This window comes from Pseudoxanthomonas sp. LARHCG66, assembly GCF_052871755.1.
In genome coordinates, this window is the sequence record NZ_JBIXJW010000002.1 from 1 (window position 1) to 23851 (window position 23851).

Annotated in this window: 29 protein-coding genes and 4 tRNA genes; 14 read left to right on the plus strand and 19 right to left on the minus strand. The window is 67.0% G+C overall.

The window, feature by feature from the left end; translation table 11 throughout:
* The 12 genes from ACIPRS_RS06820 to ACIPRS_RS06875 form a co-directional block, all read right to left on the minus strand.
* On the minus strand, nucleotides 1–127 hold a 127-nt coding region (locus ACIPRS_RS06820), incomplete at its 3' end, for a GTP-binding protein (RefSeq protein ID WP_049472805.1).
* Nucleotides 128–162: 35 nt separating this feature from the next.
* Nucleotides 163–238: transfer RNA gene (locus ACIPRS_RS06825), tRNA-Thr, on the minus strand.
* A gap of 52 nt (nucleotides 239–290) precedes the next feature.
* A tRNA-Gly gene (locus ACIPRS_RS06830) sits at nucleotides 291–364 on the minus strand.
* A gap of 39 nt (nucleotides 365–403) precedes the next feature.
* Nucleotides 404–489 (minus strand) — tRNA-Tyr (locus ACIPRS_RS06835).
* A 107-nt stretch (nucleotides 490–596) separates the two neighbouring features.
* A complete protein-coding gene (ychF, locus tag ACIPRS_RS06840) occupies nucleotides 597–1688 on the minus strand; it encodes a redox-regulated ATPase YchF (RefSeq protein ID WP_446538020.1) in 1092 nt (363 codons plus the stop codon).
* A gap of 76 nt (nucleotides 1689–1764) precedes the next feature.
* Nucleotides 1765–2346: an aminoacyl-tRNA hydrolase gene (gene pth / locus ACIPRS_RS06845; protein ID WP_446538021.1), complete on the minus strand. Its 582-nt coding sequence runs from the start codon at nucleotides 2344–2346 to the stop codon at nucleotides 1765–1767.
* A 51-nt stretch (nucleotides 2347–2397) separates the two neighbouring features.
* The gene (locus ACIPRS_RS06850) at nucleotides 2398–3051 is read right to left on the minus strand and encodes a 50S ribosomal protein L25/general stress protein Ctc (RefSeq protein WP_446538022.1); all 654 of its coding nucleotides are present in this window, start codon (nucleotides 3049–3051) and stop codon (nucleotides 2398–2400) included.
* Between the two features lie 111 nt (nucleotides 3052–3162).
* Entirely contained in the window at nucleotides 3163–4122 is a 960-nt protein-coding gene (locus tag ACIPRS_RS06855; RefSeq protein WP_192201803.1) for a ribose-phosphate diphosphokinase, read from the minus strand.
* A gap of 37 nt (nucleotides 4123–4159) precedes the next feature.
* Nucleotides 4160–4235 (minus strand) — tRNA-Gln (locus ACIPRS_RS06860).
* Nucleotides 4234–5124 carry a 4-(cytidine 5'-diphospho)-2-C-methyl-D-erythritol kinase gene (ispE, locus tag ACIPRS_RS06865; protein ID WP_446538023.1) on the minus strand — a complete coding sequence of 297 codons (891 nt, stop codon included), beginning with the start codon at nucleotides 5122–5124 and terminating at the stop codon, nucleotides 4234–4236. Before ispE ends, ACIPRS_RS06860 begins: the two co-directional genes overlap by 2 nt.
* Nucleotides 5121–5771, minus strand: coding sequence for a lipoprotein insertase outer membrane protein LolB (gene lolB / locus ACIPRS_RS06870; protein ID WP_446538024.1), 651 nt, complete (start codon nucleotides 5769–5771; stop codon nucleotides 5121–5123). The genes ispE and lolB overlap by 4 nt, the downstream gene beginning before the upstream one ends.
* The gene (locus ACIPRS_RS06875; RefSeq protein ID WP_446538025.1) at nucleotides 5768–7459 is read right to left on the minus strand and encodes a hypothetical protein; all 1692 of its coding nucleotides are present in this window, start codon (nucleotides 7457–7459) and stop codon (nucleotides 5768–5770) included. The genes lolB and ACIPRS_RS06875 overlap by 4 nt, the downstream gene beginning before the upstream one ends.
* A gap of 68 nt (nucleotides 7460–7527) precedes the next feature.
* Between ACIPRS_RS06875 and hemA the strand changes: the two genes are divergently transcribed.
* The 8 genes from hemA (at nucleotide 7528) to ACIPRS_RS06915 (ending at nucleotide 14285) form a co-directional block, all read left to right on the plus strand.
* Nucleotides 7528–8820 carry a glutamyl-tRNA reductase gene (gene hemA / locus ACIPRS_RS06880; RefSeq protein ID WP_337731304.1) on the plus strand — a complete coding sequence of 431 codons (1293 nt, stop codon included), beginning with the start codon at nucleotides 7528–7530 and terminating at the stop codon, nucleotides 8818–8820.
* Nucleotides 8792–9877, plus strand: a complete 1086-nt coding sequence (gene prfA, locus ACIPRS_RS06885) for a peptide chain release factor 1 (protein ID WP_337731305.1) — start codon at nucleotides 8792–8794, stop codon at nucleotides 9875–9877. The genes hemA and prfA overlap by 29 nt, the downstream gene beginning before the upstream one ends.
* Nucleotides 9874–10320, plus strand: a complete 447-nt coding sequence (locus ACIPRS_RS06890) for a GNAT family N-acetyltransferase (RefSeq protein ID WP_337731306.1) — start codon at nucleotides 9874–9876, stop codon at nucleotides 10318–10320. The genes prfA and ACIPRS_RS06890 overlap by 4 nt, the downstream gene beginning before the upstream one ends.
* Nucleotides 10321–10526: 206 nt before the next feature.
* Nucleotides 10527–12251: an O-linked N-acetylglucosamine transferase, SPINDLY family protein gene (locus tag ACIPRS_RS06895; protein ID WP_446538026.1), complete on the plus strand. Its 1725-nt coding sequence runs from the start codon at nucleotides 10527–10529 to the stop codon at nucleotides 12249–12251.
* A 25-nt stretch (nucleotides 12252–12276) separates the two neighbouring features.
* Nucleotides 12277–12795, plus strand: a complete 519-nt coding sequence (gene moaB, locus ACIPRS_RS06900; RefSeq protein WP_337731308.1) for a molybdenum cofactor biosynthesis protein B — start codon at nucleotides 12277–12279, stop codon at nucleotides 12793–12795.
* A 16-nt stretch (nucleotides 12796–12811) separates the two neighbouring features.
* Nucleotides 12812–13069, plus strand: coding sequence for a helix-turn-helix domain-containing protein (locus tag ACIPRS_RS06905; protein WP_446538027.1), 258 nt, complete (start codon nucleotides 12812–12814; stop codon nucleotides 13067–13069).
* 28 nt (nucleotides 13070–13097) lie between these two features.
* Nucleotides 13098–13877 carry a polyphosphate kinase 2 gene (gene ppk2, locus ACIPRS_RS06910; RefSeq protein ID WP_446538028.1) on the plus strand — a complete coding sequence of 260 codons (780 nt, stop codon included), beginning with the start codon at nucleotides 13098–13100 and terminating at the stop codon, nucleotides 13875–13877.
* Nucleotides 13878–13880: 3 nt separating this feature from the next.
* Nucleotides 13881–14285, plus strand: a complete 405-nt coding sequence (locus ACIPRS_RS06915) for a hypothetical protein (protein ID WP_446538029.1) — start codon at nucleotides 13881–13883, stop codon at nucleotides 14283–14285.
* Between the two features lie 197 nt (nucleotides 14286–14482).
* Here the strand turns inward: ACIPRS_RS06915 and ACIPRS_RS06920 are convergent, their stop codons facing one another.
* From ACIPRS_RS06920 to ACIPRS_RS06930, 3 genes are read right to left on the minus strand one after another with little or no spacing between them, the layout of a single operon-like run.
* Nucleotides 14483–14749: an acylphosphatase gene (locus ACIPRS_RS06920; RefSeq protein ID WP_446538030.1), complete on the minus strand. Its 267-nt coding sequence runs from the start codon at nucleotides 14747–14749 to the stop codon at nucleotides 14483–14485.
* Nucleotides 14749–15321 (minus strand): TlpA family protein disulfide reductase, encoded by a 573-nt coding sequence (locus ACIPRS_RS06925; protein ID WP_446538031.1) that lies wholly within the window; start codon nucleotides 15319–15321, stop codon nucleotides 14749–14751. Before ACIPRS_RS06925 ends, ACIPRS_RS06920 begins: the two co-directional genes overlap by 1 nt.
* On the minus strand, nucleotides 15318–16595 hold the full coding sequence (locus ACIPRS_RS06930; protein WP_337731313.1) for a YihY family inner membrane protein: 1278 nt from the start codon (nucleotides 16593–16595) through the stop codon (nucleotides 15318–15320). Before ACIPRS_RS06930 ends, ACIPRS_RS06925 begins: the two co-directional genes overlap by 4 nt.
* A 77-nt stretch (nucleotides 16596–16672) precedes the next feature.
* Between ACIPRS_RS06930 and wrbA the strand changes: the two genes are divergently transcribed.
* The 4 genes from wrbA to ACIPRS_RS06950 are packed head-to-tail and all read left to right on the plus strand — an operon-like array spanning nucleotide 16673 to nucleotide 18811.
* Nucleotides 16673–17269, plus strand: coding sequence for an NAD(P)H:quinone oxidoreductase (wrbA, locus tag ACIPRS_RS06935; RefSeq protein ID WP_337731909.1), 597 nt, complete (start codon nucleotides 16673–16675; stop codon nucleotides 17267–17269).
* The gene (locus ACIPRS_RS06940) at nucleotides 17269–17601 is read left to right on the plus strand and encodes a DUF2069 domain-containing protein (protein WP_446538032.1); all 333 of its coding nucleotides are present in this window, start codon (nucleotides 17269–17271) and stop codon (nucleotides 17599–17601) included. Before wrbA ends, ACIPRS_RS06940 begins: the two co-directional genes overlap by 1 nt.
* Nucleotides 17601–18305, plus strand: coding sequence for a hypothetical protein (locus ACIPRS_RS06945; RefSeq protein WP_446538033.1), 705 nt, complete (start codon nucleotides 17601–17603; stop codon nucleotides 18303–18305). The genes ACIPRS_RS06940 and ACIPRS_RS06945 overlap by 1 nt, the downstream gene beginning before the upstream one ends.
* A 20-nt stretch (nucleotides 18306–18325) precedes the next feature.
* The gene (locus ACIPRS_RS06950; protein WP_446538034.1) at nucleotides 18326–18811 is read left to right on the plus strand and encodes an asparaginase domain-containing protein; all 486 of its coding nucleotides are present in this window, start codon (nucleotides 18326–18328) and stop codon (nucleotides 18809–18811) included.
* 141 nt (nucleotides 18812–18952) lie between these two features.
* Here ACIPRS_RS06950 and ACIPRS_RS06955 read toward each other — a convergent pair whose 3' ends face one another.
* Together ACIPRS_RS06955 and ACIPRS_RS06960 are read right to left on the minus strand one after the other, a co-directional pair.
* Nucleotides 18953–19297 carry a GNAT family N-acetyltransferase gene (locus ACIPRS_RS06955; protein WP_446538035.1) on the minus strand — a complete coding sequence of 115 codons (345 nt, stop codon included), beginning with the start codon at nucleotides 19295–19297 and terminating at the stop codon, nucleotides 18953–18955.
* Between the two features lie 221 nt (nucleotides 19298–19518).
* Nucleotides 19519–19734 carry a DUF4287 domain-containing protein gene (locus tag ACIPRS_RS06960; protein ID WP_446538036.1) on the minus strand — a complete coding sequence of 72 codons (216 nt, stop codon included), beginning with the start codon at nucleotides 19732–19734 and terminating at the stop codon, nucleotides 19519–19521.
* 830 nt (nucleotides 19735–20564) lie between these two features.
* Between ACIPRS_RS06960 and legP the strand changes: the two genes are divergently transcribed.
* The gene (legP, locus tag ACIPRS_RS06965) at nucleotides 20565–21869 is read left to right on the plus strand and encodes a Dot/Icm T4SS effector Zinc-dependent metalloprotease LegP (RefSeq protein ID WP_446538037.1); all 1305 of its coding nucleotides are present in this window, start codon (nucleotides 20565–20567) and stop codon (nucleotides 21867–21869) included.
* A gap of 11 nt (nucleotides 21870–21880) precedes the next feature.
* Entirely contained in the window at nucleotides 21881–22900 is a 1020-nt protein-coding gene (locus ACIPRS_RS06970; RefSeq protein WP_192201852.1) for an MvdC/MvdD family ATP grasp protein, read from the plus strand.
* Here the strand turns inward: ACIPRS_RS06970 and ACIPRS_RS06975 are convergent.
* Nucleotides 22827–23153, minus strand: a complete 327-nt coding sequence (locus tag ACIPRS_RS06975) for a hypothetical protein (RefSeq protein ID WP_446538038.1) — start codon at nucleotides 23151–23153, stop codon at nucleotides 22827–22829. The two genes, ACIPRS_RS06970 and ACIPRS_RS06975, sit on opposite strands and share 74 nt — an antisense overlap.
* A gap of 115 nt (nucleotides 23154–23268) precedes the next feature.
* Complete coding sequence (locus ACIPRS_RS06980) at nucleotides 23269–23832, minus strand: hypothetical protein (RefSeq protein ID WP_446538039.1); 564 nt, start codon at nucleotides 23830–23832, stop codon at nucleotides 23269–23271.
* Between the last annotated feature and the right edge of the window lie 19 nt (nucleotides 23833–23851).

Genomic DNA, 23851 nt, shown 5'->3' on the forward strand with positions numbered 1-23851 from the left:
CGCCACCGAAACGCTCCGCGCCGATCTTCGTCAGCGCCGCCGTCAGCGTCGTCTTGCCGTGGTCAACGTGACCAATCGTGCCCACGTTCACGTGGGGCTTGGTGCGTTCGAACTTACCCTTTGCCATGGCTGCTGGTTCTCGAGTGGATCAATGGATGGAAGTGGTGCTCACGAAAGGAATCGAACCTTCGACCTCCTCCTTACCAAGGAGGTGCTCTACCGACTGAGCTACGTGAGCGTGAAACCGGTTGTGCTGCCTGGATCGCTGCAGACCCCGTGCTGGTGTTCAGTGGAGCGGGAGACGGGAATCGAACCCGCACTAGTAGCTTGGAAGGCTACAGTTCTACCATTGAACTACTCCCGCACCGGGAGACCACTACAACTCAAAACAACAACGAAAACGTGGTGGAGGGAGGTGGATTCGAACCACCGAAGGCGTAAGCCAGCAGATTTACAGTCTGCCCCCGTTGGCCGCTTGGGTATCCCTCCGGGATCACCGGACTGACTGGGCCGGGGCCAAATCAAACCAGGGTGAAACAGCCCGAGATTTTGGCGCGTACCGACCCTTCTGTCAACGCGCCAGCCATATTTTTTTCTCAGACGTTGAACCGGAAATGCAGGACATCGCCTTCCTGCACGCGATATTCCTTGCCTTCCAGGCGCAGGCGGCCCGCGTCCCGGGCACCGGCTTCGCCCTTGTACTTGAGAAAGTCGTCGAAGGCGATGGTCTCGGCGCGGATGAAGCCCTTCTCGAAATCCGTATGGATCACGGCCGCCGCCTGGGGCGCAGTGGAGCCCGCCCGTACGGTCCAGGCACGTACTTCCTTCACGCCCGCCGTGAAGTAGGTCTGCAGGCCCAGCAGCTTGTAGGCCGCCCGGATGACCCGGTTCAGCCCCGGCTCGTCCAGGCCGAGGTCCGCCAGGAAGGCATCCCGGTCCGTGTCGTCCAACTGGGACAGCTCCTCCTCGATGGCCGCGGACACCGGCACCACCTCGGCACCCTCGGCGGTGGCGCGAGCACGCACGGCTTCCAGGTGCGGATTGTTCTCGAAACCGTCCTCCAGCACGTTGGCCACGTACATCACCGGCTTCAGGGTCAGCAGGAACAGGTCGCGGATCAGCGCCTTCTCCTCGTCGTCCAGGCCCAACGCGCGACCCGGCTTGCCGTCATTCAAGCCTGCCTGCAGCTTCTGCAGCACCGGCTTGCGGGCGATGGCGTCCTTCTCGCCCGCCTTGGCGGAGCGCTCGGCCCGGTTGAGCGCCTTTTCGACGCTCTCGAGGTCGGCCAGTGCCAGTTCGGTGTCAATGGTGTCGATGTCCGAGAGCGGGTCGATCCGGTTGTTGACATGGATGACGTCATCGTTCTCGAAGCAGCGCACCACGTGGGTGATCGCATCCACTTCACGGATGTGGGCCAGGAACTTGTTGCCCAGGCCTTCACCGCTGGCGGCGCCCGCCACCAGGCCGGCGATGTCGACGAATTCCACTGCCGTCGGGATGACCTTCTGCGGCTTGACGATGTCGGCGAGCTGCCCCAGGCGCGGATCCGGCACGGGTACCACACCCACGTTCGGTTCGATGGTGCAGAACGGGAAGTTGGCCGCGGCGATGCCCGCCTTGGTCAGCGCGTTGAACAGGGTGGACTTGCCGACGTTCGGCAGGCCCACGATGCCGCATTTGATGCCCATGTCTACATCCGGGATTCGTGATTCGTGATTGGTGATTCGCGGCCCGATCCGTGCCCTGCAAATCACCAATCACCAATCACGGCTTCTGCGTGTGCAACCGCGTCATCGCATCCATGAAGTTGCCCGCCACCGCCAGCGGCAGCACATCCAGCGCATCGTCGATCGCCCGCGCGATCAGGATCTCGTCGTCCTTGCCCGGCTTGCCCAGCACCCAGCTGGTCACCCGGTCCTTGTGGCCGGGATGGCCGATGCCGATCCGCAACCGATGGAACTTGCCGTGCCCAAGATGCTGCATGGTGTCGCGCAAGCCGTTCTGTCCGCCGTGGCCGCCATCGAACTTCAGGCGCGCCACGCCCGGGGCCAGGTCGAGCTCATCATGCGCCAGCAACGCCTCTTCCGGAGCGATCTTCCAAAACCGCAGCGCCGCCGCGACCGACTTGCCGCTCAGGTTCATGTAAGTGGCAGGCTTCAACAACCAGACCGGCTGCCCGGCCACCACCACTTTGGCGGTCTCTCCGAACAGCTTGCTCTCCAGCCCGAAGCGCTCACCCTGCCGCTCCGCCAGGGCGTCGACAAAATGGAACCCGGCATTGTGCCGGGTTCGGGCATGTTCGGCACCGGGATTGCCCAGTCCGACGATGAGGCGCAAGCCTGCCATGGGGACGCATCGCATACCCTCGCCCGCCAGAGCGGGCGAAGGCTCACGCGATTACTTGTCGTCCTTCTTGGCGACCTTGGCCGCCGGCACTTCGGCCGACTCCACCGGAGTTTCCTCGGCCTCTTCCTTGCCGTGCTTGGCGATCACGACAGCGACGTCGTGTTCCTTGCCCAGCTTCAGCTCGGGGATGGTCACGCCGGCCGGCAGCTTGACGTCGGACAGGTGGACCACCGCGCCGATGGCCAGGTCGGCCAGGTCGATCTCGATGAATTCCGGCAGGTCCTTCGGCAGGCACTCGACGACGACTTCGTTCAGCTCGTGGGTGACCACGGCTTCGGCGGACTTGCCGGCCGGCGACTTGTCTTCGTTGAGGAAGTGCAGCGGCACCGCGGTGCGCAGCGTCTCGTTCTCGTTCACGCGCTGGAAGTCCAGGTGCATGATCTGCTGCTTGAACGGATGGCGCTGCATGTCACGCAGCAGCACCTTCTGGATGTCGCCATTGAGGCTCAGGTCCAGGATCGACGAGTAGAACCAGTCGTGCTGGGAGGCCAGCCAGACTTCGTTGTGGTTCAGCTGGATGCTGACCGGCTTCAGTTCGCCACCGTAGACGATGGCAGGCACGGTGCCCGCGTGACGGAGGCGGCGGCTCGCACCCTTACCCTCGTCTTCGCGGCGCTCGACCTTGATTTCATGTGTCTTAGCCATTTGCTTCACTACCTAGGTTGTAGACCGTCTCGCGACGGCTGATGAAAGGTTCACCCGCGACCAGATGAACCCGGAGAGCCGCACGCCGGTGTCCCGGCGTGCGACGGAGAATCAATCCACGTACAGCGAGCTGACCGACTCGCCGAAGGCGATGCGGCGGATCGTTTCCGCCAGCAGTTCCGCCACCGACAGCTGGCGGATCTTGCTGCAGCCCTGCGCCTGCGGCGAGAGCGGGATGGTGTCGGTGACGACGAGCTCGTCGAGCACCGAATTGTTCAGGTTGTCCACTGCCGGGCCGGAAAGCACGGGATGGGTGCAGTACGCCGCCACCTTGTTGGCACCGTGCTGCTTCAGCGCGGCCGCAGCGGCGCAGAGCGTACCGGCGGTGTCCACGATGTCGTCCACCAGCACGCAGTCCTTGCCTTCCACGTCGCCGATGATGTTCATCACCGTGGCGACGTTGGCGCGCGGGCGGCGCTTGTCGATGATCGCCAGGTCCGCGTCGTCGAGGCGCTTGGCCACCGCACGGGCGCGCACCACGCCGCCGACGTCCGGCGACACGACCAGCAGGTTCTCGGTGCCGTAGGCGCGCCAGATGTCGGCCAGCAGCAACGGGGACGCGTATACGTTGTCCACCGGGATATCGAAGAACCCCTGGATCTGGTCCGCGTGCAGGTCCACCGTCAGCACGCGGTCGGCACTGACCGCGCTGAACATCTTGGCCGCCACCTTGGCCGTGATCGGCACGCGCGAAGAACGCATGCGGCGATCCTGGCGGGCGTAGCCGAAGTACGGCACCACGGCGGTCACGCTGCTGGCCGAGGCGCGCTTCAGCGCGTCGATCAGCACCAGCAGCTCCACCAGGTTCTCGGCGCTCGGCGCGCAGGTCGGCTGCACGACGAACACTTCCTGCCGGCGCACGTTCTCCTGGATCTCGACCTGCACTTCGCCGTCGGAGAACCGGGACACCAGCGCCTTGCCGGGACGCACGCCCAGCTCGCGGCAGATGCTGTTCGCCAACGGCTTGTTGGCGTTGCCGGAGAAGACAAGCAGGTTGCGTTCGTCTTGCATGGTCGTCTCGGCAGATGCAGCTAGGACTACAGTGAATTGGCAGGGGCGGAAGGATTCGAACCTACGAATGCCGGGATCAAAACCCGGTGCCTTAACCACTTGGCGACGCCCCTAGGCGTATTTCTCCGTTCCGCAATACTGCTCAAGCGTGCGTAGCAGTGGCGAGCGCGCGGCACCCTCCACCACCCAGGCACGCAGCCCGGCAGGCAAGGTCGCCAGCGCCGCCTCGGCAGAGGCCTTGTCGGCGAACTCCACGAAGCAGCCGCCGCCAGAACCGGTCAAGCGTGGCGCACCGACGCGTGAGAGCACCTGGAAGACCGCCTCGATGGCGGGTTCCCGGCGACGCACGACCGGCTCGAACGCGTTGCCGAGCAGTGATCCCGAAACGAAGTCCGATATTTTCGCGGGTGCAGCATCACGCGTCAAATCCTGTGATGCGAAAAGTGCCGCCGTGGGCACGTGGACGCCGGGATCGACCAGCAGATACCACGCCGGCGGCAGCACCAGCGGCGTCAGAACCTCGCCCACCCCCTCCGCCCAGGCATTCCCGCCGCGGACGAAGACAGGGACGTCCGCCCCCAGCAGCAGCCCCAGGGACGCCAGCCGACCCGGGTCCAGACCACACTCCCAAAGCCGATCCAGAGCCACCAATACCGTGGCAGCGTCCGACGACCCTCCACCGAAACCGCCACCGGCAGGAATGCGTTTTTCGACGCCAATGTCCGCTCCTTTGGCGACATTGGCTTCTTTTTTTAATAATTTTGCCGCGCGAACAACGAGATCATCCGCCTCGGAGACGCCCGGAACGGACTCCCCCACCCGCCTGATATCGCCATCTTCGCGGGAGCGCACATAGATCGTGTCTCCCCACTCCAGCAGCCGGAACACGGTCTGCAGCAGGTGGTAGCCATCCGCACGGCGACCGGTGATTTGAAGGGTCAGGTTCAGCTTGGCCGGTGCCGGCCAGGCCGACCAGCCCTCGTCGACCGCAAACGCGGTCATTGCGGTGCCAACTGCCACTGATCGACGGCGACCTTCACCGTCGCGCCCTGCCGTCGCGCCTCCATGCGGCGCGGCATGAACGGCTGGGAGCCCTCGGCTGGAAACCAGTCCAGATAGTCCACTCGCCAACCCTCCTGGGTCAGGGTCCGCAGCCGGCCGTCGGCATCGTATTCCACGCCTTCCGTGGCGGCGGAGGGATCGGCGACACCGCGGGCCCAGTGCACCATCGAGGCCACCGGGATGTCCCAGCCGGTGGCCTCGCGCAGCAGGCGGTCGGCATCGGCCCCTTCGCGCAGCCCGCCCTCCAGCCCTTCCAGTCGGGCGGCCCGGGTCTGCAGGTCACCGCCCAGGCGCCAGCTCTGCCGGGTAACCGGGGCACTCAGCGCGACCAGATAACCGGTGCCCGTCTGCTGCCAGTCGATCCGGCCGCTGCCGCCCTTCCCGTTCGCATTGACCGCCACGCGGCCGGCGAACGACCAGTCCGGCTGCGAGGCGAGCCACGCCGCGCGGGTGGCCTGTGCCGCCTGCGCCGCCGCCACTGCCTCGGGGTCGCGCAGGGCCGGCGAATCCACGGCCGGACCGCGTGTGGCGCAGCCCACCATCGACAGGGCCACGAGCCCCGCCAGCAGGAATCCTGAAACCTTCATGCGCCTGTCTTCTCCAGCGCCCGCAGCAGCGAGCGGTTGTCGGGGTCGAGCTTGCGGGCTTCGTCGAAATAGCGGCGCGCCTCGTCCTTCTGCCCCATCACCCACAGCACTTCCGCCACATGGGCCGCGATCTCCGGGTCCTTCTGCAGCGTGAACGCGCGACGCAGTTCCACCAGCGCCTCCGCATTGCGCCCCAGCCGGTAGAGCACCCAGCCATAACTGTCGATGATGGCCGCGTCTTCCGGGGCGGCGGTGCGCGCCCGATCGATCAGTTCCAGCGCCTCCTGGTAGCGCGTGGTGCGGTCGGCCAGGGTGTAGCCCAGCGCGTTGAGCGCGGCCACATTGTCCGGCTCGATCACCAGGATGCGGCGGAAGTCGGCCTCGGCGTGGTCGATGCGATCGCGCCGCTCCCAGGCCAGCCCGCGCGAATACAGCAGCGCAAGGTCATCGGGATACGCCGCCAGACCGCGGGCGAAGACCTCCATCTGGCCTTCGTCCTGCTTGTCTTTCTGGCGCAATTCGGCCTCCATCAGATAGGCATCGCGGCGGGTACCGTCTTCGACGCTGGCATCGCCCTGCAGCTTGCGGGCCTCCGCGAAGGCTTCATCCTTGCGCTCGAGTTCGAACAGGGTATTGATGGCGCGCAGGCGCGCCTCGGCGCGCTGCTCGCCTGCGGGCACGCTGCGGTACCACTCCAGAGCTTCATCCTGACGCTTGAGGAACTCCGCCATCTGCCCCAGCAGCAACCGGCGATCCGGACTGTACTGGGTCGGTTGCCCCGCACCCGACGCCGCCTGCTTCAATTCCTCATACAGCTCGCCCAGAGACGCCGTATCGTCCGCCTTGGCCAGCAACTGCGCCCGCAAGCCATAGGTCAGCGTGTCCTGCGGGCCCTGGCCCAGCGCACGCGAGGCCGCCGCCGGGTCGCCCAACCTGTCGTATTCCTCGGCCAGCTTCAGCCGCAGCGCCGCGTCGCTTGAAGCCTTCGGAAGCAGACCGTCCAGCACCGCGCGGGCCTCCTGCTTGCGATCCGCCTGCAGCAACTGGCTGGCCTGCAGCAGGGCAACCAGCGGCTCGCCGGAGAAGCGCTTGACCACATCGCCGACCATCCGTTCGGCCAGCACGGGCTCGTCCATCTGCTGGGCCAGCCCGGTAAACGCCAGCCAAGCCTGCAACGTGTCGGGCATGGCGCCATCGTCGAGCAGATCGCGCAGCAGCCGCGCCGGCAGTTCAGGATCCTTCCCGCCACTGGCCAGTGCCGTGAGCGCGTAACGCCAACCCAGCTCGTCGGGATCCTTCATCAGCCCGGCCAGTTCGCGACGTGCAACCCGCCTCTGCCCCTGGCGCAGTGCCAGCGTGGCCTCCGCACCGCGCAGCGCGAGCGTGCGGGGCGAACGCGCGCGCCACAGCTTGATCGCTTCGGCTGCACGGGCATCGTCCTTGGCCAGCAGCGCAATGCGGGTGGCGCGTTCGGCAAGCCCGGCGTCGTCCTGCTCCCGCGCGGCGTCCAGGTACCAGCGCGCGGCGTCCGGCAACTGGCCCGCCTGCAGGGCGAATTCGCCCGCCATCACCGTGGTCAGCGCGTCGTCCTGCCGATGGCCGGGCGGGATCGACGATGCGGCCACCGCGGAGGGTATGGCGGCCGCCATCGCCAGCGCGGCAAACAAGGTGCGAATCATTTCGGGCATGAACGTCACGTCGGCCGTAAAATGGCGGCCCTGATATGAGCCAGCAGCTTACTGCAAGCGCCTGAACGATGACGTTGTGGGTCCTCGGATTGAACCACCAGACCGCGCCGGTCGACCTGCGCGAACGGGTGGCGTTCGACGCCGGCACGGTGCCGCACGCGTTGTCGTCGCTGCGTGCGCTGCCCGACGTGGTCGAAGCCGCCCTGCTGTCGACCTGCAACCGCACCGAGCTGTACGCGGTGGCGGAAGACGGCGACGTGCTGGCGAGCTGGCTGGCCACCCATGCCGAAGGACTCGAGGGTTACCTCTACCGCCACCGGGACGCGGATGCCGTCCGCCATCTGTTCCGGGTCGCGACGGGCCTGGATTCGATGGTGCTGGGCGAGCCGCAGATCCTCGGCCAGGTGAAGGATGCCTGGGCCACGGCGCGCGAACATGGCGCGCTGGGCAATCGCCTGGACCGCCTGTTCCAGCAGACCTTCGCCGTGGCAAAGCGCGCACGCACCGACACCCGCGTGGGGGCCAATCCGGTATCCGTCGCCTCCACGGCAGTACGCCTGGCACAGAACTCCTTCGCGCGCCTCAGCGAATCCACCGTGCTGCTGGTCGGTGCCGGTGAAACCATCGAACTGGCCGCCAAGCACCTCAGCGAAGGTCGTGTGCGCCGCCTGCTGGTCGCCAACCGCACCTTGGCGCACGCGCAGGAGCTGGCGACCCGCCACGGTGGCTATGCGCTGCCGTTGGCCGAACTGGAGCGGCACCTGGCCGAGGCAGATGTGGTGTTTTCCGCCACCGCCGCACGCGAACCCGTCGTATTGCATGCCCAGGTCGCGGCCGCGCTGGCCAAGCGCAAGCACAAGCCGATGCTGCTGTTCGACCTGGCCGTGCCACGCGACATCGAAGCATCGGTAGCCGAGCTGCGCGATGCCTATCTGTACACCGTCGACGACCTCGAGCGCGCGGTCGAGGACAACCGCCGCAGCCGGCGTGAAGCCGCCGACGCCGCCGAAGCGATCATCGACGTGCAGGTCGGCCGCTTCATGGAAAGCCTGCTGGCCGGTTCCCGGCAGGAACCGCTCAAGCGCCTGCGCGCGCTGGGCGAGTCCACCCGCGAGGACGTGCTGGCGAAGGCACGCCAGCAACTGGCCAACGGCCGCGACGCCGACCAGGTGCTCGAATTCCTCGCCCACACGCTGACCAACCGCCTGCTGCACCCGCCGACCGCGGCGTTGCGCGACGCGGCCATGAGCGGCGACGCCGAACTGGCGCGCGCCGCCGATCGCCTGTTCCCCGCGCAACCGCCCTACTCCCACCTGAAGAAAGACAAAGACGATGACGCCGACGCTGCGCCGCAAGCTTGAAGCGTTGGCTGAGCGCCGCGAAGAACTCGAACGCCTGCTGGCCGATCCGGACGTGATCGGCGACGGAGACCGCTTCCGCAATTTCTCGCGCGAATTCGCCCAACTGGAACCCGTGGCCAGTGCGATGGCAGAAGAAAAGCGTGCGCAGTCCGACCTGGCCGCCGCGCAGGCGATGCGCGACGATCCGGAACTGGCGGAACTGGCCGACGAGGAAATCACCGCCGCACAGACACGCCTGGCGCAACTGGACGAAGCCCTGATGCTGCTGCTCGTCCCGAAGGACAACCGCGACGAGGGCAACCTCTTTCTCGAGGTACGCGCCGGCACCGGTGGCGACGAGGCCGCGATCTTCGCCGGCGACCTGTTCCGCATGTACGCCCGCTACGCCGAGCGCCAGGGCTGGAAGGTGGAAATCGAGTCCGACAGCCCCGGCGAGCACGGCGGCTACAAGGAAGTGGTGGCGCGCGTGGTGGGTCGCGGTGCCTATTCCAGGCTCAAGTTCGAATCCGGGACCCATCGCGTGCAACGCGTGCCGGAAACCGAATCACAGGGCCGCATCCACACGTCCGCCGCAACGGTGGCGATCATCCCGGACGTGGACGAGGTGGACGAGATCGTCATCAATCCGGCCGACCTGAAGGTGGACACCTTCCGTTCGTCAGGCGCGGGCGGCCAGCACGTCAACAAGACCGAGTCGGCGATCCGCATCACCCATGTCCCCAGCGGCGTGGTGGTGGAATGCCAGACCGAGCGCAGCCAGCATGCCAACCGCGACAAGGCCATGAAGCGGCTGAAGGCGCAGTTGCTGGATGCGGAACGCAGCAAGCAGCAGGCGGCGCAGGCCGAATCGCGCAAGCTGCAGGTCGGCAGCGGCGACCGCAGCCAGCGCATCCGTACCTACAACTTCCCGCAGGGCCGCATCACCGACCACCGCGTCGAAGGCCTGACGCTCTATGACCTGCCCAACATCCTGCAAGGCAACCTGGACGAACTGGTCGACCGCCTCGGCCGCGAACACCTGGCCGACGAACTGGCACGACTGACGGAGGCAGCATGACGACGGTGGTCCGCCGGACGGGACTGACGCACCTGGATGTCGTCGCCCGCCTGTTCGACCAGTACCGCGGCTTCTACGGCCAGCCCTCGGACCCGGCATTGGCACGGGATTTCATCCGCGAGCGGATGGAGCGCGACGAGTCCGTCATCCTGTTGGCCTGGGTAGACGACGCGGCCGTCGGCTTCACCCAGTTGTATCCGGCCTTTTCTTCCGTCAGCGCGTCGCGGGTATGGATTCTCAACGACCTGCTCGTACTGCCGGAGGCGCGTCGCATGGGCGTCGCGCGCGCATTGCTGTCGTCCGCGGCCGAGTTCGCGCGCGCCGACGGGGCGTTGCGGCTGGAACTGGAAACCGACCACGACAACGCCAGCGCACAGGCGCTGTACCGGGCCATGGGCTGGGTGCCCTACGACGGCACGCTGCGTTTCCGCCTGCCGCTCTAGCCTGCGCAACGTGGAAGCCGGCTTCCCCGATGTGGAAGCGACACACATCGCGACATGGGTGCCCCTTCGCGACGGGCGTCACTCCCACATGCATCGCACGTGGCGCAAGGCTTGTCGCGCGCTGTCGATGATCGCTAGGCTGCCGCCCATGATCGTCGCCACGCGTCCCGCCAGCGCCACCTGCACCCTCGAGCCAGGCGGTCGCGGTGACCGTTGACGGTCCACGCGACGAGCGCGCGCGATTACGGCTGCATGTACGGCAGGCGCCGCAGGACTTCATCGCCTGGGTCATGCTTTCGGATGCGGAGCTCGACCACGGTGATGCCGAGGCGGGGCGGCGCGCCGCCGAGCACGCACTGGGCCTGCGCCCCCGCCATCCCGAAGCCCTCGCGCGACTCGGCCGCAGCCACTGGCTGTCGGGTCGGCACGCGCAGGCGGCACAGGCATTGAGCGCGGCCGCCGCGCAGGCGCCCCAGCACCCGGGCATCGCGTTGTGGCTCGGCCACGCCCTCGAGGATGCCGGTGAAGCCGAGTCCGCCGCACAGGCCTACGAGCATGCCTACCGGCTGTTGCCGGGCGAGCCCATGTTCGCCGCCCACCTGTTGAACTGGCGCCGCAAGCTCTGCGACTGGCGTGACCTCGACGCGCTGTCGGCGCAGGTGCGGGGCGCGGTGCGCGAGGGTCGCGGCGTGGTGGAGCCGTTCGCCTTCCTCAGCGAAGACGCCAGCGCGCAGGAACAACTGGCCTGCGCTCGGCAGCGCGCGCAGGCGCTGGCGTCGGTCGTCCGTCCGCTTCCGCCCGCACCGCACGCGCCGGCAGACGCGCCGCTGCGTCTGGGCTTCCTCTCCAACGGTTTCGGCGCGCATCCCACCGGCCTGCTGACGGTGGCGTTCTTCGAAGCCCTGCAGGCGCATGCAGCGGTATCCACGTACCTGTTCGCCCTCACGCCCGACGATGGCAGCCCCATCCGCCAACGGCTGGCGACGGCCACGCACTTGCACGATGTCGCGGGCCTCCCGCACGCACGTGTCGCGCAGGCCATCCGCGACCAGCGCATCGACGTGCTCTACGACCTGCGCGGCTGGGGTGGCGGCGGCACGCCGGAAGTGCTGGCCATGCGGCCCGCATCCGTGCAGGTCAATTGGCTGGCCTATCCCGGCACCTCCGGTGCGCCGTGGATCGACTACGTGCTGGCGGATCGCTTCGCCTTGCCCGGAACGTTGGTGCCGGCGTACAGCGAAGCCGTCGCCTACCTACCCGGCGCCTTCCAACCGTCCGACACGCGTCGCAAGATCGACACGCCGCCCCCGCGCGAGGCCTGTGGCCTCCCCGGTACCGGCGTGGTCTACGCCTGCTTCAACAACAGCTACAAGGTGAACCCACGCAGCCTGGCCAGGATGCTCGACATACTGGCGAACGTCGACGGCAGCGTGCTGTGGCTGCTGTCCGGCCCCGGCCGGGCCGACGACCGCCTGCGCGCGGCGGCGCAGGCGCGCGGCGTGGATCCGGCGCGCCTGGTGTTCATGCGCAAGCTGCCGCATGCGGAGTACCTGGCGCGCTACCGGCATGCGGACCTGTTCCTCGACACACATCCCTACAACGCGCATACCACCGCGTCCGACGCGCTGTGGTCAGGCTGCCCGGTGCTGACCTGCCCGGGCGCGACGTTCGCCTCCCGCGTCGCAGGCAGCCTCAATCATCATCTCGGCCTGGACGAGATGAACATGACCGACGACGAGGCCTTCGTCGCGACCGGGATCCGGTTGGGACGCGATGCCGCGGCCCGCGCGGCCCTGCGCGAGCGCCTGCGGGCCGCGATCGCGCACGCACCGCTGTTCGACATGCCGCGGTTCGCGGAAGGCTTCGCCGACGTCGCCCGGCGCATGGCTGACCGGCACCGCAAGGGGCTGCCTCCCGCACCGCTCGGCTGACCCGCGATTGCGCTACCCTTCGGGCATGAGCCATGCCGACGCCTTGATCCCGTTGCACCTGTGCGTGTTGACCGTCTCCGACAGCCGCACACTCGCCGAGGATCGCTCCGGCGACTACCTCGCCGATGCGCTCGCGCAGGAAGGACACCACCTGCATGACCGCGCGCTGCTGCCCGACGACCGTTACCGCCTGCGTGCGCAGGTCTCGCAGTGGATCGCCGATCCCGCGGTAGATGGCATCCTGGTGACCGGCGGCACCGGCTTCACGGGTCGCGACTCCACGCCCGAGGCGCTGCTGCCGCTGCTGGACAAGGAAATGCCGGGCTTCGGCGAACTGTTCCGGCACGTCAGCATCGAGGAGATCGGCACCTCGTCGCTGCAATCGCGCGCGTTCGCCGGGCTGGCGAACCAGACCTTCCTGTTCTGCCTGCCGGGCTCCACCTCGGCCTGCCGCACGGCGTGGGAGAAGATCATCCGCGCCCAACTCGACGCACGTACACGGCCCTGCAACCTGGCCACGCTGCGTCCCCGCCTGAAGGAATGAGCAAGGAGAGCCCGCCATGTCGCTCGATGCCACCCTGCGCCTGCTGACCAAGGCCAGCGGCCTGACCGGCGGCGACCAGCTCGCCGCCCTGGCGCGTGCCTTCGGCGTCCCCGCAGGCGCGCTGCTGTCGGAACTGGCGACGACGCTGGATCCCGCGCGCACACGGGGCGAGCACGACCTGCTGGCCGCCTACCGCGCCCTCAACACGCGCCAGCAAGGCGCCCTGTTGGAAGTCGCGCGCGGCATGGCAGGCCATGCCCGCCGCAAACGCTGAATCCCCCCGCCACCGCACAGGACCCGCGATGAAGACCCTCAAACGCAAGGATTACGAAGCCCGGCTCACGCCATTGCAGCTCGAACTGGCGGCGATGGCACGCTGGGCGTCGCACTGCGGCGCCCGCATCGTGGTGGTGATGGAAGGCCGCGATACCGCCGGCAAGGGCGGCGCCATCGGTGCGATCACCGAGCACCTCAACCCGCGCCAATGCCGCGTGGTGGCACTGCCGAAACCGAGCGAACGCGAAGCCACGCAGTGGTACTTCCAGCGCTACATCACGCACCTGCCGGCCGCCGGCGAGATCGTGCTGTTCGATCGCAGCTGGTACAACCGCGCCGGCGTGGAGAAGGTGATGGGCTACTGCACGGACGAACAACATGCGCGATTCCTCGCGCAGGCGCCGGTGTTCGAGAAGGGCATCACCGACGACGGCATCCTGCTGTTCAAGTACTGGCTGTGCGTGGACCAGGCGCAGCAGGAAGAGCGCTTCGCCGAACGCGCCGACGAGCCGCTGAAGAGCTGGAAACTGTCGCCGATCGACCTGAAGGCGCGCGAGAAGTACACCGACTACACCGCCGCGCGCGAAACGATGCTCAAGGCGACGCACACGAAGCATGCGCCGTGGACACTGGTCGACTTCAACGACCAGCGCACCGGGCGGCTCACGCTGATCCGCGACCTGCTGGATCGCCTGCCCGACACGCAGGTGCCACTGGAGCCGCTGGGTCTGCCGCCGCTGAAAGGCAAGCTGCACAAGGAACGCTACACCGTGCTGAAACCGATCAAGCCGCAGCGCGGCGGCTGATGCATGCGGGCACTCCTGATGGCCGCCCTGTGGCTGGCGTCGTCGCATGCGATGGCGCAGCAGGCTGCCACGACGGACGACATCTCCGCGACCACGCTGGAAACCCTGACCGTCAGGCCGGATCCGGAAGAAGTGGTGGATCTCTACCGCTTCGAGAATCCCGTCGACGTCGCACCCACGGTGTTCAGCCGCCGCTGGAAGGAACCGGCCAGCCTCGAGCAGCTCGGCAAGAACGGCGGCATCGTGCCCGTGCTGGTCGGGTTGGCCGCACAGCAGGTCCAGAAGGGCGCGCGCAAAATCCCCGGCTGGAAGGAACCGGAGCAACCGGCGACCGCGCGGCCACCGCCACTGGACGAACAGCAGGCCGCGCGTGCCCTGCGCCTGCACAACGCGGGCGACCAGCCCTAGGCAATCGCTGATTCAGTGACCCCGCTCGCAGCGAGCCTGTCCTAGACACCGTCCGTGGTGGGCTTGTCGTGGACCCTGCTCATGGTGAGCCCGTCACAGATCCCGTTCGTGGTGAGCCTGTCGAACCACGAACGGCATCCGAAGGGCACGCCTGCCTGATGGCTTCGTTCCGCCCGTCCCGGTTCGGTTAGGTCCGGTCAGCCCGTGACGAAGCCGTCGTTCACCCATCCCGTCCACGCATCGCGTACGACCGAGTCAACGCGCGCGGCGGATGGCCCCTGGTGAAGCCACGCCTCCAGCGCATCAAGTGCCGTCGCATCGCCCTGGGCGATCACTTCCACGCGGCCATCGGGAAGGTTGGTGGCGCGGCCGGCCAGTCCCAGATCGAGCGCGCGCTCCCGGGTCGATGCACGGAAAAACACCCCCTGCACCTTGCCGCTGACCAGAAAGCGGGCGGTCGCCATCACGCCTTCGCTGCGGGACCGCCGGCCGCGGCGATGGCAGCCTCGATTTCCTTGCCGGTGACCGGACCCAGGAACTGCTTGGCGACCTTGCCGTCCGGCGCAATCAGGTAGGTCAGCGGCAGGCCGCGGGGCGTGGCGAAATCCGCCGGCGGGTTGTACACGTCGAGGATGGCGATGGGATACACCACCGGCCGTTCCGCGAGGAACGCCTTGAGATCCTCGGGCTCGATTTCCTCGTACGCCAGGCCGATCACCTCGACATGGTCGTTATCCTTGTCCAGCGCCGACAGGTCGGGCATTTCCTTCAGGCAGGGCGCGCACCACGTCGCCCAGAAGTTCACCACCACCCACTTGCCGCGGTGCGAGGCCAGGGCGTAGTCGGCGCCATCAAGCGTCTTCACCTGCAACACCGGGATGTCGACGGTGCGGTCTGCAGGCTTTTCCGCGGCCGGATCGACATCCTGCACGTGCGCCTCGATTGCCGGTTCCGCCGCTTGGGGGGGCGCCGAGCCGGCATTGCACGCCGCCAATGACAGCACGATGGTCAGCGACAGAGAGGAAACAGACTTCATGCAGGCTCCTGGTGGGATTCGGTGAACAGGTCGCTGACGCGCTTCTTGAGCAGTTCACGCAGCGGCACGCGCAGGTCATCCAGCGCCATGCGGGCGGCACGGCCGAGCGCATCGTCATGGAACGGCAGGTGCGCCTCGGCCACCGGCACGCGCAACTGGCAGGCTTCGTACAGATCGCACAGGGTCAGGTCGTCCAGGTCGCGTGCCAGCAACCACTCGCCTTCCTCGTCGCGGCGCAGCAGGTTGATCTCGGACAGCTGCCCCAGCATCTGCTGGATCAGCGAATCGGTCAGCATCGGCTCCATCGCCAGGATCTGGTCGCTGTGCAGTCCCCGCCCCTTCCCGCGGGCCTGGGCGAAGCGCCCCAGCATGCGCAGCAGCCCGTAGAGTTCGTAGCCCAGCGGCAACCGCAACGCGGCGGGCTGGTAGCGGAAGGCGGCCATGCCCGATGCCAGCGAAGCACCCAGCAGCACGGCGATCCAGCACAGGTAGATCCACAGCAGCAGGATCGGCGCTGCCGCGACCGCGCCGTAGATCTTCTGGTAGGTATTGAAGCTGCCCAGGTAGGCGCCCAACCCCCACTTCGCCAGTTCCAGCAACACGGTCGCCAACAAGGCCCCCGCCATCGCATAGCGCCACTTGATGGTCCGGTGCGGCACCACGCGGTAGATCACCACGATCGCCGCCAGTTCGATCAATACCGGCGCCACGCTGAGCGACAGCGTCTGCAACCAACGCCCGCCACTGGTCGCGAACACCGGCAATGCATAGAACCGCGCGGACAACGCCAGCGATGCGGCGGCCATCAGTGCACCCAGCGTCAGCACGGTCCAGTACACCAGGAAGCGCGACAGCTTCGGCCGCGCGCTGCGCACGCGCCAGATGCGGTTGAACGTGGCCTCGATGCTGTTGAGCGTGATCAGCAGCGATGCCACCAGGGCGATCACGCCCACCGCGGTCAGCTTGCCGGTGTTGGCGAGAAAGCCGTCCAGCTTCTCCTTCAGGCTGACCGCCGCGCCCGGCAGGAAGTTGGCGAAGATGTAGTCGCGCAGCTGCGCGCTCCACTCCTGGAACACCGGGAACGCGGACAGCACGCCGAACACCACCATGGCCAGCGGCACCAGCGCGAACAAGGTGGTGTAGGCCAGCGAACCGGCGGCCTGGAACAGGCGGTCATCGAGGAAGCGCTTGGCCAGGAAACGGAAGAACGTGCCCATGCGTGCGCGGTCGCGCATGCGCTCTGTCCAGCGGTTCAACGAGTCCAGTGGCTCCATGGGCGGAAGGGTAACCGATGCGTCATGGACGCGACATCGCCGATACTAGGCACTTTCCCGGTGACGAAGACGGTCCGATGCCCGAGATCCTGGTGCTCTACTACAGCCGCGGCGGGTCCGTGGCGCGGCTGGCGCGGCAGATCGCGCGCGGCGTGGGCGAAGTGGACGGCATGTCCGCGCGCCTGCGCACCGTGCCGCCCGTGGCCGCCGTGACGCAGCAGGCCGCACCGCCGGTACCCGAGGAAGGCGCGCCCTACGTGGACCGGCAGGACCTGGCCGAATGCGCGGGCCTGGTGCTGGGCAGCCCCACCCGCTTCGGCAACATGGCCGCACCGGTGAAGCACTTCATCGACGGTCTGGGCGCGGAGTGGGCCAGCGGCACGCTGGTGGGCAAGCCCGCGGGCGTGTTCACCTCCACCGCCACCCAGCACGGTGGACAGGAGTCGACCCTGCTGTCGATGCAGGTGCCCCTGTTGCATCACGGGTGCGTGATCGTGGGCATTCCGTTCACCGAACCGCAGCTCAGCAGCACGCGCACGGGGGGCACGCCCTATGGCGCAAGCCACGTAGCCGGTGGCGATGACGATCCGCATCCCAGCGAAGAGGAGGCGGCGCTCGCACGTGCATTGGGGCGCCGCGTGGCCGACATCGCCCGCCGCCTGGAGACGCGCTGATGGACCGTTCGCGCCTGCTGCTGGCCGCGTTGCTGCAATTGCTGGCCGTCCTCTACGCGGTGTGGTTCTACGGCGACCGCCAGTACACGCTGGCACTGCTGGTGTTCGCCCTGCCGCCGATCCTGCTGATGATCGGCGTGATGGCGCGTCGGCGCACGGCCGCGTTCTGGGCGGGCGTCTTCGCGCTGTTCTGGTTCTCGCACGCCGTGATGGTGGCGTGGGCCGATCCGGTGAAGGCGAAGTTCGCCTGGGTCGGCATCGTGCTGTCCATCGGCATCGTGCTGGCCACGAGCTGGCCCGCCTTCGCCAAGCGGTTCGGCAGGAAGGCGTGATGCGTTTCGTTGCTACGCTGCTGCTGTGCCTGCTGGCGCACAGTGCATGGGCGCAGGACGCCCTCTGCGAGGCGGGCGATCCGGCACGCGTGGAGAACCGCGACGGCAGTACGTTGTCGCTGCGCGCCGAGTGTTCCACTTCCGCCACGCGCCGCTACGTCGCCGAGCTGACGTGTGCCGACGGCCTCGTGTGCGACCGCCTGCAGGTCGAGCAGGACGTCACCGAGACGCCCATGGGCCACGCCGGCCTGGTGGACCTGGACGGGGACGGGATGCACGAGGTGGAAGTCCGGGGCATGTGCGGCGCCGGGCCGAACTGCGAGGGCGACGTGTACCGGATCGATCCGGCCACACGGACGCTGCGCCACTTTTTCAGCGGCGGCTATTACGAATTGCAGGTCATCGATGGCTGGCTGGTGGAATCCGGGCGCAGCAGTTGCTGCAGCTGGGAATTCCACCTGTGGCGCCTGGAGACACCACGCGCCGGACCGCTCGACTACGACAGCATGGACCTGATGGTGCAGGTGGATGCCGGTGGCGACGACGACGGCAACGTCACCAGCGTGCAATGCACGTTCACCCGGCAAAGCGGCGATAATCGCGTGGTCGTCGCGCCGCCGTCGCCCGCGCTGGAAGCGATCTGCCGGCATTACGGCGAGCCGTACGACCTGACATCCCCGGATACAACGCCAGGCGCGCCGTGAGCGCCGGCAGGAGCATAGAGATGGACGAGCTGCTGATCGTCACCACCGGTGGCACGATCGACAAGATCTACTTCGACGACAAGTCCGACTACCAGATCGGCGATCCGCAGATCGGCATGATCCTGCGCGAGCTGGGGGTGACGTTCCGTTTCACGGTCATCCCGATCCTGCGCAAGGATTCGCTGCACATCACCGACGAGGACCGCGAGCTGATCCGCGCCACCATCGCGGCGCAGCCGACCCGGCACGTGCTGGTCACGCACGGTACCGACAGCATGGTGCAGACGGGCCATGTGCTGGCCTCCATCCCGGACAAGACCATCGTGATGACCGGCGCCCTCAGCCCGGCCCGCTTCCGCGGCTCGGACGCGGAGTTCAACATCGGCTGCGCGATCGGTGCGGTGCAGTCGCTGTCGGCGGGGGTGTATATCGCGATGAACGGGCGGATCTGGGATCCGGCGAAGGTCAGGAAGAATGTGGCGGCGAATCGGTTCGAGGCGGTTTGATACCGACAGGCTCGTGGATGCTTCGGTAACAACAAGGCCCGCTGATGCGGGCCTTGTGCTTTCATGGGAGAGGGAACTGTTCTCCGACCGTTACGACCCACTCGGAAAACCCACTCTGACCCCTGTTTCGAAGGGTCAGGCCTACGGCGGAGAGATGACAAAGGCGCAGAGGCTGGCCGACAGCGGGACGGCCTTTGCGCCCATGGCCTCATAGAGCGCGATCGCCCTGTGGTTACTGGAACGCACATTGTTGATCACAAGCTCACGGCACCCCTTGTCACGCGCCTTCTGTCGCAGCTGCTCGATCACCGTACTTCCATAGCCACGTGAGCGCTGCCGTGAATCAATCTCGATCTTCTCCAGCACAAAGCTCTCTCCGGGCTCGAACCAGCCATGAGCACGACCTACCCGGCGACCATCGAGCCACGGCTCAATGACATAGTGCCGCCGCTGCTCGCTCTCTTCGAAGCGCCAGTCTGTTTTCATTTGGAGATCGTTTGCTTTCAATGGTTCTCTACTTGTCTGCTATGGCCGGACACCTGAGTCAAGCCGGGCCGCCTCGCGGCCAGGGCAAGGGGGAAACAGGGGTCCGGAAACGGGCGCCAGAATACCTTCTCCAAGCGGATCTGCGCGACCAAGGCCATAGGTTGGGGTGAGCGCAGTGTTCTGCCGCGAATGTCACCACACGCGTGACGGGCGTCGCCCCCCTAACCCTCACGCTTCGCCTTGTGATACGCCACCAGCGCATTCGCATGCCCGTGGCCCATCTTGTGCTCCGTCTTCAGCAGGGCCACCTGCTCCATGTGCTTGCGGTCGCTGACGGCGTCCAGGACCTTGAACCAGTGTTCCACCGGCTTGCCGTACTGCTTCTTTATCGAGGGGAAGTAGGAAGCCGGGCCTTTCACCTTCTCGTTCGTCGTCATGCATCGCTCCTCGCAATGGAATGGAGCAGTGGCCGCCACGCTGGCTGCCCTGAGCTGCCCCTGCTTATACGACGAAGGAGCAGGCAGCGGATCGACACCGCCGGCTCCGCTCGGGCTGCCGGCAAGGAGGATCTCCCTTGTCGCGAACCTTCAAGGTGAGCTGACAGGGAAATTTTCCTTGGCATCGAGATGCTTTCAGGTGAGTCGACGAGGAAATTCTCCTGCCGTCGACGCATTCCGGTTCGGGCACGAGGCTCTTCGCCTTGGCGTTGAACCATCGAGGTGCGGAAGCGAGGTTCAAAGACTCGGCGGCGATGAAAATTTTTTGTGGCGACTCGAGGCGTGACAGGAAAACGTACTCTGCCCCCACTTTCCTGAGTCCTGTTTCCGCGGCATCCGGGATCCGGTCGAGGTTTTCAAGCACGCTGCGGCGAACTGTTTCCAAGCTGCCTGGCGCAGCGCGTTCATCCACCGCGCTCACTGCATGCGCGCGTGCGCCTGCGCATGATATGGCGCTGCGTGCGCGCATCCATGTAAATGAATGTAGCTGATTCTCCTTGATGCGCTGACGAGCGGTATGCGACCGCTGGCCCTTGCCCGCGGACCTGCGCGTTGTTCCCGTTGAAGCAGGGCGGTACACGATCGCCAGCACGTGATCCGGACGCGACACGTAGGCGCATGACCGGACAAGCGCTCCGGCGCGCCACGCAATACACGCATCGCGCGCGCTCCTCCCTGCTGCAGCTGCGGCGCAGTCCTCCCCCGGACGCACGCGCCGCCACGCTCGCCCATCCACGGCGAAGGCAGTTCACCCGATAGGAGATCTGGACATGGCAACCAAGAAGACCCCGGCATCGCGCAGCGCAGGCCGCGGATCCAATGATGGCGGCAACGGCAGGACGGGCGAGTTCAGGGGCGCAGGACCCGTACGCACCGCACTGATCCGTGGCGACACCTTCGGCGTCAGGCCGGTGCAGTACGTGGAGGTGGACGGCATGGCGATGTTCGAGGGCGACATCGTCCTGGGCACCGTGGAAGAAGTCGAACGCATGTCGGACATGCTGCGCGAGGAAAGCGCGGCGGGCGTCGTGCACGCGGTGATGATTTCCGGCGCGCAGTTCCAGTGGCCGAACTGCCGGGTGCCCTTCACCATCGACCCGGCGCTGCCCAACCAGCAGCGGGTCACCGACGCCATCGCGCACTGGGAAGCCAACACCCGCTTCCGCTTCGTCGCCAGGACCACCGAAGCCGACTTCGTGACCTTCCGCACGGGCTCGGGATGTTCCGCGCAGGTCGGACGGCGCGGCGGCCAGCAGTTCGTCAACCTCGCGGCGGGTTGCACGCTGGGCAACACCATCCACGAGATCGGCCACGTGGTGGGGCTGTGGCACGAACAGAGTCGCGAGGATCGCGACATGTTCGTCCGCATCAACTGGGACAGGATCCAGCCGGGTTTCGAGCACAACTTCAACCAGCACATCACCGATGGCGATGACATCGGGCCGTACGACTACGGCTCGATCATGCATTACCCATTGAATGCGTTCTCCACCGACGGCAGCAACACCATCACGCCCATCGGCACGGTGCCGCCGGGCACGACGATCGGCCAGCGCAACGGACTGTCGGCAGGCGACATCGCGGCCGTCAACTCGCGCTGCCCGGCCGTCACCATCAAGGAGCAGATCAAGGACAACATCGCCGATACCCGCAAGGAGCAGATCTTCGATACGCGCAAGGAGCAGATCAAGGATGTGCGGCTCGATACGCGCAAGGAACTGATCACGGACACGCTGAAGGAGCAGATCCGCGACACGATCAAGGAAGGCATCTTCGATCCCGGCCCCACCCTGGCCGAAAACGTACTCACGCCCGGCCTGCCGCAGATCTCGGTCAATCCGCAGCTCAATCCTTCGCTCGGGGGCGCGGCGCCGTTCGCCGTGGTCACGCCGCATCAGGACGGTACCGCCACTGGCGCGGCGGGCACGGCCGCAGAGCTGGACGGTCATCTCCAGCAACTGGCCGACGAACTGGGCCGGCTGGATGCCGCGCGCGGCTCCCTGCAGGCGCAGTACGACCAGACACGCGCACTCCTGGAGCAGTTGCTGCGCCAGGAAGACGGCGCGGCAAGCTGAAGGAGACCTCCATGATCGTGGTGATCTCCCACCCGGACGACGCGCATGCCATGCGCGTGGTCCGTTGCCTGGAAGAGCGCGGAGAACCCGTGCTGTTGCTGGACCTGGCCCAGCTCCCCCGTCGCGCGACGCTGACGGTGGACTATCGGCACGGGCCGCGCCCGCGTATCCGCTATCGCACCGACGATGGCCAGGTGCACCGGCTGGACCAGGCCAGCGCCGTGTGGTGGCGCCGGCCACAGGCGCCGGACCTGTCGGACGTGAGCGATCCGCAGACCCACCTGTTCACGGCCAATGAGTGGAACGAGGGGCTCAACGGCCTCTGGCAGCTGATGCTGGACGCGCGCTGGATGAACGACCCCAATCGCGACGATGCCGCCTCGCGCAAGGCACGCCAGTTGCGCGTGGCGGCCGAAGTGGGCTTGCGCACGCCCCGCACGCTGATCACCTCCGATCCCGACGAGGCGCGCAGCTTCATCAGCGAACTCGCGCCGCTGGACGTCATCTACAAGACGTTCTCGTGCACCCATGCGATCTGGCGCGAAACCCGCCTGCTGCAGCCTGCGGACCATGCGCAGCTGGATACGGTCCGCGTGGCCCCGGTGATCTTCCAGGAGTACGTCCGTGCTCAGGCCGACCTGCGCGTCACGGCGGTGGATGGCGCCCTCTTCGCTGCGTCCATCGCATGGACACCGCGCGCCGGCTCCATCGATTTCCGCCGCAATGTGGGGGAGGCGACGATCACGGCCGAGGTCTTGCCCGCCGACGTGCAGGCGCGCCTGCTGGCACTGATGGAACGGCTGGGGCTGACGTACGGTGCGATCGACCTGCGGCGTACGCCGGAAGGCGAGTACTACTTCTTCGAAGTGAACACCGCGGGCGAATTTCTCTTCATCGAGGATCGTACGGGCCTTCCCATCGCCTCGGCCATCGCCGACTGGCTCGCCGGACGTCCGGCTATCCGATCCGACGCAGTTCCACGCGCATCCGCCCGGACGTTCGCGATGTCAGCGGATACGATTGCGTCGTGATGTAGTCGCCGGCCGACACCCTGCCATCGCCGTCCGCATCGAGATGGACCCAGACGATGGCGTCGGCCGGCAACGTGTCCAGTCGCAGCTCCACGGGGAACAGCGAGGCGTGCAGCGGCACCTGGGTTTCCAGGCGATGCAGTACGCGCGCGGGCGCATCGGCCCAGGACGCATCGCGCACCTCGATGCGCAACGCCCCGCCCTGCGGCAGCTCGGCCCCGTCCATGCTTGCGATGTCCAGCCAGATGCTCATGGGGCCGAGTATAAGGAAATGCCAGCAGTCCGCGCCGGCACCGCTTGCCATCCGTCGGGCGGCGACGGCACGTCCAATCCGACGATGGTGGACGGTGCATCGCCGGATTCCCTGCCTAGGGCTGCGACCTGAGCTTCGCCGCCCGGTACTGCCCCTTGTCGCCGGCACGCGGCCCGTCCGGATTGGCGTTGGTGCAGACCACACCCCCGCAGATCACCACATCCGAGGCATAGAAGGCCTGCAAGACCGGCACGGCGTCTTCATAGCGCTGGAGTTCCTCTTTCGTGGCGGACAGTTCGCGGCGGTAGTAGCCCAACACCGCCCAGGCCACCAACACCACCAGCAAGAGGGTGGTGCCGATGGCGGCAAGCCACAGCCACACCGTTCTGCCAACGCTGCGCAGCTGCGCAGACGTGGCGGATACGGCATGGCCGTACTCGGCGGCAACGGGAGAAACCGCTTCACGGGCATCCCGCGCAATCCGCGTGCCCGCGCCCTCGACGACAGCGGCGACATCGCGATGGAACTGGCCTGCTTCCTGCCGCAGCAACTGCACGTGTTCATTGATCGTCGCGCTCATGCGCGCCTCACGCTGGACCATTTCGGCACGCAGCAGCATCAGCGCCTTGATGGCATCCGATGGTGTGGCGGCAACCGGCACCGTATTGACGTCGTCCATGACACCTCCTTCTTCTCGA